This is a genomic window from Photobacterium sp. OFAV2-7, assembly GCF_022347985.1.
Taxonomy (GTDB): Bacteria; Pseudomonadota; Gammaproteobacteria; order Enterobacterales; family Vibrionaceae; genus Photobacterium.
In genome coordinates this window covers 1-11,862 of sequence record NZ_JAKRFQ010000061.1, presented here as the reverse complement: position 1 = coordinate 11,862, position 11,862 = coordinate 1, and the positions used below count along the sequence as shown (strand labels likewise).

Genomic DNA, 11,862 nt, shown 5'->3' with positions numbered 1-11,862 from the left:
AAAGTTGCCTTTGGTACTTCTGGTCACCGTGGTACGGCTGATAAAGGTACATTCAACCAGCACCATATCTGGGCTATCGCCCAGGCTGTTGCAGAAGTACGAGCTGCTAAAGGTGTGACAGGTCCGCTGTTTTTGGGTAAGGATACTCATGCGCTGTCAGAGCCTGCATTCACTTCTACGTTAGAAGTGTTGGTTGCGAACAATGTGAAGGTAGTGATCCAGCAAGGGCGTGGCTATACCCCGACTCCGGGTGTTTCTCATGCTATCTTGTGCCATAACAAAGCCAATGCTGACAAAGCTGATGGCATTGTGATCACCCCGTCTCACAACCCGCCTCAGGACGGTGGTATCAAGTACAACCCTGTCCATGGTGGTCCTGCCGAGGGTGAACTGACTACCGCGATTGAAAAGCGTGCCAACGAGATCATTGCCAATGGTATGGTCGATGTGAAACGCGTGTCGATTGAGCAGGCATTTGCCAGTGAACTGGTGGTTGAGCAAGAGCTGGTGGCACCTTATGTCGATGACTTGGTCAATGTTATCGATATGGCAGCAATCCAGAAAGCCAACCTTAAAATCGGTGTCGATCCGCTAGGTGGTTCAGGTATTGAATACTGGCGCCAGATTGCTAGTCATTACGGCCTGGATCTGACTTTGGTCGATGAGTCTATCGACCCGTCTTTCCGCTTTATGTCGCTGGATAAAGACGGTGTGGTACGTATGGACTGTTCGTCGCCTTATGCGATGGCTGGACTGCTGGCACACAAAGACAACTACGATCTGGCTTTCGGTAACGACCCTGACTATGACCGCCATGGTATCGTTACGCCTGCCGGCCTGATGAACCCTAACCACTTCCTTGCGGTGTGTATTGACTACCTTTACCGTCACCGTCCGGACTGGAGCCAGGAAGTGGCCGTTGGTAAAACACTGGTATCCAGTGCGCTGATTGATCGTGTTGTGGCTGATCTGGGCCGTGAGCTGTGTGAAGTACCGGTTGGTTTCAAATGGTTCGTTGACGGTCTGTACTCTGGCGAGCTAGGTTTCGGCGGTGAGGAAAGTGCTGGGGCATCTTTCTTGCGCATGGACGGTACGCCTTGGTCTACCGACAAAGATGGTATCCTGCTATGTCTGCTGGCGGCTGAAATCACTGCTGTTACCGGTAAGAACCCGCAGCAGTACTACGAAGAACTGGCTGCCAAGCACGGCGCTTCGCAATACAACCGTCTTCAGGCTGTCGCCAACGGTGAGCAGAAAGCGGTACTGAGCAAGCTGTCTCCTGAAATGGTGGCTGCAGAGACTCTGGCTGGTGATGCAATCACAGCCCGTCTGACGCATGCGCCAGGTAATGGTGCGGCAATTGGCGGCCTTAAAGTGACCACCGAGAATGGCTGGTTTGCTGCGCGTCCATCAGGCACCGAAGATATCTACAAGATTTACTGTGAAAGCTTCAAAGGTAAGGAGCATTTAGCCCTTATTGAGCAAGAAGCGCAGGAAATTGTCAGCAAAGTATTTGCCGACGCAGGTCTGTAAGATTATTTAGCAGATAAAAACGCCCTTTCGAGGGCGTTTTTTTATGCCTGTAAACAGTCATTAACGGTCTCTGTTATGCGTCGGCCAATGATCGGGCACCACAAACCAGACTTGATCATCAGGGCTGACGGCTTGTGTCGGGATCGACAGTTCATTGGTATCAAGATACATATTGAGATCCTGGTAACAGGGAGGGCTGATCCACTGGGTCTTGCTCAGTTGCTTCAGTTGTAAACCTGGTGCCTGTGACTGATAACACCATTTGCCGTTCAAAGCATCTGGGTTGATGGCTATCCCCGAACCTGTGCTGTGCTTGTCATGGGGATAAAAGAGGCGTCCCTGCATGATCAGGCGCTTGATAGCGGGTTGGCCAAACTGCGGAGCAAGCTGGTGTCTAAAGGCAGGATGGTCACAGAGCGCTAACTGGTGCTTCAGCATGCGAGCCGTTTTTTTATCGAGGTTGTCATTGGCATTCGGACCAGGCCAGCTGTTTTGGAAAGCTAGGTAGAATTTAACGGCGACTTCCCAATGTTCGAGCTGGCCGGTGATTGTATTTTTGACCAGAAAATCGATGGCGCCGAGTGTTTGCTTGTTCCATTTGAGCTGAATTTCTTCAGCCACGAGCAAATAATCGGGATGTGCCGCAATCAGTTGTTGCCATAACCACTGGTAATAAAAGCCGAGCCGTCTGTTGCCTTGGTAATCGGTGTGAGCTGGGATGGTTGCCTTGGCCCTGAAATCAGACAGCCATGCCTCATCAGCGACAAACGGTTGGCCATAGGTGAGCGACGGGCAGGTAAGCACCGCATTGATGTCGTTTCTAAATTGTTCCTTTCTTGTTAACTTACTGTAAGTCTTTGACATGTTGGGATTTAGTTTACTCGTCAATTGAAAATTTTGGTCGAAAAGTGTGCGTTGTGATGCAGTGCGACAATAATATTTAGATTATTGTTTGTACAGGTTAGACCAGTTGTTGAGGCCCTTATGTACAAGTCATTTTCTAAGATCCGCATCTTTTTTCGCCGGGTGTTTGTCGTGCTTGTCGGTGTCATTAGCTTCCCTGTTATGATTTTCTTGCCGGTCGATAGACGTTCTCTTTTCTATAGCTATTTGCATCGGTATTGGGTTAAAACCAGTACCAAGCCTGTGTGGCTCGAGGAGTCTGAACACGGCTCTCAAGATCTATATTAGTTAGCCGTTAGTTAGAATATTGAAAAAGCTGCAGTGATGCAGCTTTTTTGATCTTGCTGGCGGGGTAGGCCAGTCTTCGTCTGAGTTCTGCATTTTGAGGGAATTTGGGTATAGAATAACGCTAACAGAAAAAAGGAAGCGATAATGAATAACCTTAAATTGGAAGCAGTACTCAACGGGCTGCTGAGTCCGCATCTTATCAAAGACTATTGCCCGAACGGCCTTCAGGTTGAGGGTAAGTCGGAAGTAAAAAAAGTGATCACCGGGGTAACAGCTTGTCAGGCATTGATTGATCGCGCTATCGAAGAAAAGGCTGATGCAATCCTTGTTCATCATGGTTACTTCTGGAAAGGTGAACCGGCTGAAATTCGCGGCATGAAGTTTCGTCGTATCAAGGCATTGATTGAAAACGGGATTAACCTCTATGCCTATCACTTGCCGTTAGATGTTCACCCTGAACTGGGTAACAATGCCAAGCTGGCCGAGCTGCTTGAAATTGAAGTGCTGGGGGGAATGGAAGAGGGCAACCCACAATCTGTTTCTGTTTTTGGTCAGTTTGAGCAGCCGCTGACTGGCGAAGAGTTAGCCTCGCGCCTTTCAATTGCACTGCACCGCGAGCCGCTACACATTGGCGACAATGCCCCGGCTGAAATTAAAACTATCGGCTGGTGTACCGGCGGCGGACAGGACTTTATCGAACTGGCAGCTCACAAAGGGCTGGATGCATTCATCTCCGGTGAAATCTCTGAACGCACTGTTCATACAGCAAGAGAGCTGGGAATTCATTATTTCAGTGCCGGTCATCACGCTACCGAGCGCTATGGCATTCTGTCATTGGGTGAGTGGCTGGCTGACGAGCACGATCTGGATGTCCGGTTTATTGATATCGACAACCCGGTTTAGTGGTTGTGTAAAAAATTGCTAATAAAAAAGGTTGAGCATTTCTGCTCAACCTTTTTTGTATCAGGCTCGGGAACAGTTATTCGCGTTCGTGGATCGGGCTGAACTCACGCTGCGTGTAACCTGTGTATAGCTGGCGAGGACGGCCGATACGGTTGCCCGGATCGTTGTGCATTTCGTTCCAGTGCGCAATCCAGCCGATAGTACGGGACATCGCGAAGATCACGGTAAACATAGATACTGGAATACCGATCGCCTTCAGGATAATACCTGAGTAGAAATCAACGTTCGGATACAGTTTCTTGTCGATGAAGTACTCATCTGAAAGTGCAATACGTTCCAGCTCCATAGCAACATCAAGCAATGGATCCTGAATATTCAGCTCTTCCAGTACCTCATGGCAAGCTTCACGCATTACCGTTGCACGTGGATCGTAGTTCTTGTAGACACGGTGACCGAAGCCCATAAGGCGGAATGGGTCGTCCTTGTCTTTCGCGCGTTCGACATATTCTGGAATATTGTCGACACTGCCGATCTCTTCCAGCATCTTCAGGCAGGCTTCGTTGGCACCGCCGTGTGCAGGGCCCCAAAGCGAGGCAATACCAGCTGCAATACAGGCGAACGGGTTGGCACCCGACGAGCCCGCCAGACGTACAGTCGACGTCGAGGCATTTTGCTCGTGATCAGCATGCAGGGTAAAGATCTTGTCCATCGCCCGTGCAACAACAGGGCTGACTTCGTATTCTTCACATGGCGTTGCAAACATCATATGCAGGAAGTTTTCTGCATAATCAAGATCGTTGCGTGGGAAGATAAACGGCTGGCCAATAGAGTACTTGTAACACATGGCAGCCAGTGTCGGCATTTTCGACAACAGGCGGAAAGCCGTAATTTCACGGTGGGTATCGTTATTGATATCCAGCGAGTCATGGTAGAACGCTGCTAGCGCACCAACTACACCACACATAACTGCCATTGGGTGAGCATCACGGCGGAAGCCGTGGAAGAAGCTGGCAATTTGTTCGTGGACCATGGTATGGCGAGTAACAGTGGTACGGAATGTTTCGTACTGTTCACGAGTAGGGACTTCGCCGTACAAAAGAATATAACAAACTTCTAAATAATCAGCGTTATTCGCTAATTGGTCGATCGGGTAGCCACGGTGAAGCAGCACGCCTTTATCGCCGTCAATGTAAGTAATTTGAGATTCACATGATGCAGTGGCTAGAAAACCAGGGTCGAATGTGAAGTAACCGTTAGCGCCAAGTTTACGCACATCGACTACATCTGGCCCTTGTGAGCCCCCGATAATCGGCAGTTCGACTGGTGCTTCCCCTTCGATGTGAAGAGTAGCTTTCTTGTCTGCCATAACAATCTCCTTTGCTTTTTTATAATCCTAATCCAAAGCGGATGTGCATTTGTTGTACCGATTGAGACGCCATTTGTCAATTTTTGTGCCTGTTTGTGTGCGCTTGTTAATAACTTTGAGTGAAAACGTGCAAAATCTCCAAATCGTGTTAGAGGTCATGTAACGGGATTTGTAATTGGTTGTTACGGGGCGTATACTCGCGGCAGGTCTCTGGTTCTGCAGCTGCCAGGAACGAATGCTTAAGTTGTCAACAATATTAGTCACTTAGGTTGGGTTTTGTTTTAGGTCCCCATTAAAACATTATTGCAACCGAAAGTTACGAAAATGTTAAGTTTGTTTTTCTGGCTTAAGTGAATCGGAGAATTCTATAAAAAAATAAAATGCTTCAATGGAGCTGAGTGGGCAAACCGTGAAAGTAAATAAGCCAAGACCTGTCAACCTCGACCTACAGACGATTCGCTTTCCTCTGACGGCGATTGCGTCAATCCTGCACCGTGTATCAGGCGTGATCACATTTGTTTCTGTTGCCATCCTACTTTGGCTATTAGGCCTTTCCCTTTCCTCCCCAGAAGGTTTCGCAAGTGCTGCCAACATTGTTGACAGTTTCTTTGTGAAATTTGTTTTGTGGGGTGTACTGACTGCATTGTTCTATCACATTGTGCTGGGCGTGCGTCACTTGATGATGGACATGGGATATTTTGAAGAAATGGATACCGGTATTGCGAGCACCAAAGTGAGCTTCGCAATCGTAGCGGTTCTAGCTATCTTCGCTGGAGGCCTAGTATGGTAAACAATGTATCGACAATCGGCCGTAATGGTATACACGATTTTATTCTGATTCGCGCAACGGCAATCATTTTAACCCTTTACACCATTTATATGGTCGGATTCTTCGCCTTTGGTCCGGACCTGAGCTACGAAACATGGACCGCGTTTTTCGGCAAGCTAAGCACCAAGGTTTTCACTATGCTGGCACTGCTATCGGTTCTGATCCATGCCTGGATCGGCCTGTGGCAGGTGCTAACCGACTACATTAAACCTGCCGCCTTACGAGCAGGTATTCAGTTTGGTGTTGTAGCTGTACTTTTTGTCTACCTGTTTGCAGGTTTCTTTATTGTGTGGGGTGCGTAAGTGAGCATTGCAGTTCGTGAGTTTGATGCCGTAGTAATCGGTGCTGGTGGTGCAGGTATGCGTGCCGCACTACAAATTTCAGAACAGGGCCTGAAATGTGCCTTGTTGTCCAAAGTTTTCCCTACCCGTTCACACACCGTGTCGGCACAGGGCGGGATTACCGTTGCACTAGGTAATTCACACCCGGATAACTGGCAGTGGCATATGTATGACACTGTTAAGGGATCTGACTACATTGGCGATCAGAACGCTATTGAATATATGTGCCAGAACGGTCCTAAGTCGGTTATCGAGCTGGAGAAAATGGGTCTGCCGTTTTCTCGCTTTGATAACGGTACTATTTATCAGCGTCCATTCGGTGGTCAGTCCAAAGAGTTTGGTGGCGAACAGGCAGCACGTACTGCCGCGGCGGCTGACCGTACCGGCCATGCCCTGCTTCACACGCTTTACCAGCAAAATGTTAAGCACAAAACCACGATTTTCTCTGAGTGGTATGCATTGGATCTGGTAAAAAACCAGGACGGTGCGATTCTTGGTTGTACAGCGCTTTGCATGGAAACCGGTGAGATTTGTTACTTCAAGTCGAAGGCCACTATCTTGGCTACCGGTGGTGCAGGCCGTATCTATGCCTCGACCACAAACGCCCACATTAATACCGGTGATGGTGTCGGCATGGCATTGCGTGCTGGTGTACCGATGCAGGATATGGAAATGTGGCAGTTCCACCCGACAGGTATTGCCGGTGCCGGGGTACTGGTGACTGAAGGCTGTCGTGGTGAAGGTGGTTACCTGCTGAACAAAGACGGCGAGCGCTTCATGGAGCGCTATGCGCCGAACGCCAAAGACCTTGCCGGTCGTGACGTTGTGGCCCGTTCGATGATGGTTGAAATCCGTGAAGGTCGTGGCTGTGACGGCCCATGGGGTCCACACATCAAGCTGAAGCTGGATCACCTTGGCAAGGACGTACTGGAGTCGCGCTTACCGGGTATCTGTGAGCTGTCGCGTACCTTTGCCCACATTGACCCGGTGAAAGAGCCTATTCCGGTGATCCCGACCTGCCACTACATGATGGGTGGTGTACCGACCCAGGTCTCCGGACAGGCTGTGAAGCAGAATGCGGCTGGCCAGGATGAGGAAGTCCAGGGCTTGTTTGCCTGTGGTGAGATTGCCTCGGTATCGGTTCACGGTGCCAACCGCCTGGGTGGTAACTCGCTGCTTGACCTGGTGGTATTCGGCCGTGCAACGGGTCTGCACCTTGGTGAAACCCTGCTGGCGCAGGCTGAGGCCCGTCCTGCTACCGATTCTGATATCGAAGCTTCCCTTGAGCGTGTTAATCGCTGGAACAGCACTCAGAAGGGTGAAGACCCTGTTCAAATTCGTAAAGATCTTCAGTCGTGCATGCAAAACAACTTCTCGGTATTCCGTGAAGGTGAAGCAATGGCGACCGGACTGGAAGAGCTTAAAGTTATCCGTGAGCGTCTGAAAGAAGCGCGTCTGGATGACACGTCTACCGAGTTCAACACCCAACGTATCGAATGCCTGGAGCTGGATAACCTGATGGAAACGGCTTATGCAACAGCGGTTGCAGCGAACTACCGTACCGAAAGCCGTGGTGCCCATGCCCGATTCGACTTCCCTGAGCGTGACGATGCAAACTGGTTATGTCATTCAATTTACAACCCTGAGACAGAAGAAATGTCGAAGCGTGATGTAAATATGTCACCTGTTCATCGAGAGGCGTTCCCGCCTAAAGCACGTACTTACTAAGGGAGGGATGAAAGATGAACTTGAATTTCTCGATTTACCGCTACAACCCAGACGTAGACAACGCCCCGCACATGAAAGGTTACACCCTGGAAGTGCCTGACGGTTCGGACATGATGGTACTGGACGCGTTGATTCTGTTGAAAGAGCAAGATCCGACGCTTGCCTTCCGCCGCTCATGCCGTGAAGGTGTCTGTGGTTCGGACGGCATTAACATGAACGGCAAAAACGGCCTGGCGTGTATTACGCCGTTGTCGGCACTGACTGGCGAGAAGACCATTGTGATCCGTCCATTGCCTGGCCTGCCGGTTATCCGTGACCTGATCATCGATATGGATCAGTTCTACACTAACTATGCCAAGGTGAAGCCGTTCCTAATTGATGATGATGCACTGCCGCCATCACGCGAGAACCTGCAGTCGCCGGAAGACCGTGCTCATCTTGATGGTCTGTATGAGTGCATCATGTGTGCGTGCTGCTCGACATCTTGTCCTTCGTTCTGGTGGAACCCGGACAAATTTATCGGGCCGGCTGGTCTGTTGGCAGCCTACCGTTGGCTAATTGACAGTCGTGATACTGCAACAGATGAACGATTATCAGATCTTGACGACGCTTTTAGTGTTTTTCGTTGCCATGGCATCATGAACTGTGTAAATGTTTGTCCTAAGGGATTAAATCCAACGAAGGCGATAGGCCACATTAAATCAATGTTGCTAAAACGCGCGGTATAAATTAGTCGAATTATCGATATGCTGGCTTCTTGACTCGCTATCGGAAGCCAGCTTTAAAGCCCGGCCTAGAGACCGGCGCAAATGGCGATAACTAGTGGTTAAGGGAAAAAAATGCAGAACGGCGTTATGAAGGCTTGGCTTGAGTCTTCACACCTGGCTGGCGCCAATGCAACTTATGTAGAAGACCTCTACGAGTTGTATCTTAGCGACCCAGAATTAGTCGACGAAAAATGGCGTCATGTATTTAGTGATCTGCCTGTGGTGAGTGAAGTTGCTGTCGAGCAGCCGCACTCGCGTGTTCGTGATTATTTCCGACGTCTGGCTAAAGAGACAACCTATCTAAGTGCTTCCGTCAGCGATCCAGATGTTGATGCTAAACAGGTTAAGGTATTGCAGCTTATCAACGCATACCGTTTCCGTGGCCATCAGCATGCAAACTTAGATCCGTTAGGGCTATGGCAGCAGGAGCGAGTGCCTGATCTCGAACCTGAATTCCATAACCTGACCGCAGAAGATTTTAACGAAACTTTCAATGTCGGCTCTTTCGCGATTGGCCAAGAGACGATGAAGCTTTCTGAAATCTATGATGCGCTGAAAAAAACCTATTGTGGTTCGATTGGTGCAGAGTACATGCACATTACCAATACCGATGAAAAACGCTGGCTTCAGCAGCGCCTGGAATCGGTAGTGGGCCAAGGTGCATTTTCGAAAGACGAAAAACTGACTTTTCTCGACGAGCTAACGGCTGCCGAAGGTCTGGAACGTTATCTGGGGGCCAAGTTCCCGGGTGCCAAGCGTTTCTCCCTGGAAGGTGGTGACGCGTTGATTCCGATGGTCAAAGAGCTTATCCGTCATGCCGGTACGAACGGTGCCCGCGAAGTTGTCGTTGGTATGGCACACCGCGGTCGTTTGAACATGCTGGTTAACGTGCTGGGTAAAAAGCCGCAAGACTTGTTTGACGAGTTTGCCGGCAAGCATGATGAAACGTGGGGTACCGGTGATGTGAAATACCACCAGGGCTTTTCTGCGGACTTCGCAACGCCAGGTGGAGATGTACATTTAGTATTGGCATTCAACCCATCACACCTTGAAATTGTGAACCCGGTGGTTGTCGGCTCTGTGCGTGCAAGACAGGATCGCCTTGGCGACAAAGATGGCTCGCAGGTCCTTCCGATTACTATCCATGGTGACTCCGCAATTGCTGGTCAGGGCGTGGTAGCTGAAACATTCAACATGTCTCAGTCACGTGGCTACCGAGTCGGTGGTACGGTTCGAATAGTGGTTAACAACCAGATTGGCTTTACGACCTCGAATCCAAACGATACCCGTTCTACCCAGTACTGTACTGACATTGCGAAAATGGTCCAGGCACCAATTTTCCATGTCAATGCCGATGATCCTGAAGCGGTGGCTTTTGTGACTCGCATTGCACTGGATTTCCGAAACACCTTCAAACGCGATGTTGTGATTGATCTGGTTTGTTACCGCCGCCACGGCCACAACGAAGCTGACGAGCCTAATGCCACTCAGCCTTTGATGTATCAGAAGATCAAGAAACACCCTACGCCGCGTAAGATCTATGCTGACGCGTTGACAGACAACGAGACCGTTGATCTGGAAACGGCGACCTCGCTGATCAATGAATACCGTGATGCGTTGGACCGCGGTGACTGCGTGGTGAAAGAATGGCGCCCGATGAAGCTTCATTCAGTCGACTGGGCCCCGTATCTGGGTCACGATTGGACGGTTGAATGGCCTAATACCATTGAAACCTCTCGCCTCACAGAACTTGCTCAGCGTGTTTGTCAGTTCCCGGAAAGCCATAAGCTGCAAAGCCGGGTCCAGAAACTGTACAACGACCGCCAGGCCATGATCGCAGGTGACAAGTTGGTCGATTGGGGTATGGCTGAAACATTGGCCTACGCTACCTTGGTTGATGATGGTAACCGTATTCGTATCACCGGACAGGATTCGGGACGTGGTACTTTCTTCCACCGCCATGCCGTCTTGCATAATCAAAGTGATGCCAGTACCTATGTTCCGCTTGCCAATGTTCACGATAAGCAGGGTGCTTTCCAGGTTTTTGATTCGGTATTGTCAGAAGCTGCGGTATTAGCATTTGAGTATGGTTATGCGACGGCCGAACCTGGTGGCCTGACGGTTTGGGAAGCCCAGTTTGGTGATTTCGCCAACGGTGCCCAGGTGGTCATTGACCAGTTCATCAGCTCCGGTGAGCAGAAGTGGGGCCGTATGTGTGGCCTGACGATGCTACTTCCGCATGGCTATGAAGGACAGGGACCTGAACACTCGTCTGCACGCCTTGAGCGTTATCTTCAGCTGTGTGCTGAACAGAACATGCAGGTGATTATCCCATCGACACCGGCGCAGGTTTATCACATGCTTCGCCGTCAGGTGCTTCGTCCGATGCGCCGTCCGTTGGTTGTAATGTCGCCGAAGTCTCTGCTTCGTCACCCTCTATGTGTGTCGACGATGGATGACTTGGCTAGCGGTAATTTCTTACCGGCGATTCCAGAAATTGATGACTTGGATCCGAAGCAAGTTAAACGCGTGGTGTTCTGTTCCGGTAAGGTCTACTTCGACCTGCTAGAACAACGCCGTAAAAACGAGCAGACAGATGTGGCCATTGTTCGTATCGAGCAGCTATATCCGTTCCCGAAAGAAGACGTTGAAGCCGCGTTGGCTGATTACCAGCACGTAACAGACTTCATCTGGTGTCAGGAAGAGCCGCAAAACCAAGGTGCCTGGTATTCAAGCCAGCACAACTTCCGTTCGGCAATACCACAAGGTGCTGCCTTGAACTATGCGGGCCGTCCGGCATCTGCTTCACCGGCTGTAGGTTACATGTCGGTTCATTTGAAACAACAAAAAGCGCTCATCGAATCAGCGTTGACCATAGATTAACAAGAACTGGAACAATAAGGACAAAACCGATATGACGATCGAAATTCTGGTTCCCGATTTACCTGAATCAGTTGCAGATGCGACAGTGGCAACTTGGCACAAGCAGCCTGGTGATGCCGTTACACGTGATGAAGTTCTGGTTGATATCGAAACAGACAAAGTGGTGCTGGAAGTTCCGGCACCTGAAGACGGTGTTCTGGAAGCAATTCTGGAGACAGAAGGCACGACTGTATTAACTAAGCAGTTGATTGGTAAGATTAAAGCCGGTGCTGTTGCTGGTGAACCTACGGCGGATGTTCCTGCCGAAGCGGAAGCCTCACC

General features: G+C 49.9%; 11 protein-coding genes. 9 read left to right on the top strand and 2 right to left on the bottom strand.

The genetic code is table 11. The features are described from left to right. The coding region (pgm, locus tag MHN01_RS06440) for a phosphoglucomutase (alpha-D-glucose-1,6-bisphosphate-dependent) (RefSeq protein ID WP_239410562.1) at positions 1-1,533 on the top strand (1,533 nt) is incomplete at its 5' end. 60 nt (positions 1,534-1,593) lie between these two features. Here pgm and MHN01_RS06435 read toward each other — a convergent pair. Further along, entirely contained in the window at positions 1,594-2,397 is an 804-nt protein-coding gene (locus MHN01_RS06435; protein ID WP_239410561.1) for a DUF1853 family protein, read from the bottom strand. 120 nt (positions 2,398-2,517) lie between these two features. Here MHN01_RS06435 and MHN01_RS06430 point away from each other — a divergent pair, with 120 nt between their 5' ends. Beyond that, positions 2,518-2,724, top strand: coding sequence for a DUF2517 family protein (locus tag MHN01_RS06430; protein ID WP_239410560.1), 207 nt, complete (start codon positions 2,518-2,520; stop codon positions 2,722-2,724). Between the two features lie 144 nt (positions 2,725-2,868). Continuing rightward, the gene (locus tag MHN01_RS06425; protein WP_075768294.1) at positions 2,869-3,627 is read left to right on the top strand and encodes a Nif3-like dinuclear metal center hexameric protein; all 759 of its coding nucleotides are present in this window, start codon (positions 2,869-2,871) and stop codon (positions 3,625-3,627) included. Between the two features lie 76 nt (positions 3,628-3,703). On the opposite strand, the gene MHN01_RS06420 is transcribed toward MHN01_RS06425, so the two are convergent. Further along, the gene (locus tag MHN01_RS06420) at positions 3,704-4,993 is read right to left on the bottom strand and encodes a citrate synthase (RefSeq protein WP_239410559.1); all 1,290 of its coding nucleotides are present in this window, start codon (positions 4,991-4,993) and stop codon (positions 3,704-3,706) included. Positions 4,994-5,381: 388 nt separating this feature from the next. On the opposite strand from MHN01_RS06420, the gene sdhC reads away from it, so the two are divergent. The 6 genes from sdhC to MHN01_RS06390 form a co-directional block, all read left to right on the top strand. After that, the gene (gene sdhC / locus MHN01_RS06415; RefSeq protein ID WP_239410558.1) at positions 5,382-5,783 is read left to right on the top strand and encodes a succinate dehydrogenase cytochrome b556 subunit; all 402 of its coding nucleotides are present in this window, start codon (positions 5,382-5,384) and stop codon (positions 5,781-5,783) included. Continuing rightward, positions 5,777-6,124 carry a succinate dehydrogenase, hydrophobic membrane anchor protein gene (gene sdhD / locus MHN01_RS06410; protein WP_239410557.1) on the top strand — a complete coding sequence of 116 codons (348 nt, stop codon included), beginning with the start codon at positions 5,777-5,779 and terminating at the stop codon, positions 6,122-6,124. Before sdhC ends, sdhD begins: the two co-directional genes overlap by 7 nt. Continuing rightward, positions 6,125-7,891 (top strand): succinate dehydrogenase flavoprotein subunit, encoded by a 1,767-nt coding sequence (gene sdhA / locus MHN01_RS06405; protein ID WP_239410556.1) that lies wholly within the window; start codon positions 6,125-6,127, stop codon positions 7,889-7,891. It begins immediately after the preceding gene. A 14-nt stretch (positions 7,892-7,905) separates the two neighbouring features. Further along, positions 7,906-8,619, top strand: coding sequence for a succinate dehydrogenase iron-sulfur subunit (locus MHN01_RS06400; RefSeq protein ID WP_075768299.1), 714 nt, complete (start codon positions 7,906-7,908; stop codon positions 8,617-8,619). Between the two features lie 111 nt (positions 8,620-8,730). After that, positions 8,731-11,541 carry a 2-oxoglutarate dehydrogenase E1 component gene (sucA, locus tag MHN01_RS06395; RefSeq protein ID WP_239410555.1) on the top strand — a complete coding sequence of 937 codons (2,811 nt, stop codon included), beginning with the start codon at positions 8,731-8,733 and terminating at the stop codon, positions 11,539-11,541. A gap of 31 nt (positions 11,542-11,572) precedes the next feature. Next, the coding region (locus tag MHN01_RS06390; RefSeq protein WP_304622842.1) for a biotin/lipoyl-containing protein at positions 11,573-11,862 on the top strand (290 nt) is incomplete at its 3' end.

Bases quoted from the DNA above. Each gene is read 5' to 3' on its own strand.
- MHN01_RS06435 (WP_239410561.1), bottom strand. From the start codon at position 2,397: ATGTCAAAGACTTACAGTAAGTTAACAAGAAAGGAACAATTTAGAAAC.
- MHN01_RS06430 (WP_239410560.1), top strand. From the start codon at position 2,518: ATGTACAAGTCATTTTCTAAGATCCGCATCTTTTTTCGCCGGGTGTTT.
- MHN01_RS06425 (WP_075768294.1), top strand. From the start codon at position 2,869: ATGAATAACCTTAAATTGGAAGCAGTACTCAACGGGCTGCTGAGTCCG.
- MHN01_RS06420 (WP_239410559.1), bottom strand. From the start codon at position 4,993: ATGGCAGACAAGAAAGCTACTCTTCACATCGAAGGGGAAGCACCAGTC.
- sdhC (WP_239410558.1), top strand. From the start codon at position 5,382: ATGGAGCTGAGTGGGCAAACCGTGAAAGTAAATAAGCCAAGACCTGTC.
- sdhD (WP_239410557.1), top strand. From the start codon at position 5,777: ATGGTAAACAATGTATCGACAATCGGCCGTAATGGTATACACGATTTT.
- MHN01_RS06400 (WP_075768299.1), top strand. From the start codon at position 7,906: ATGAACTTGAATTTCTCGATTTACCGCTACAACCCAGACGTAGACAAC.
- sucA (WP_239410555.1), top strand. From the start codon at position 8,731: ATGCAGAACGGCGTTATGAAGGCTTGGCTTGAGTCTTCACACCTGGCT.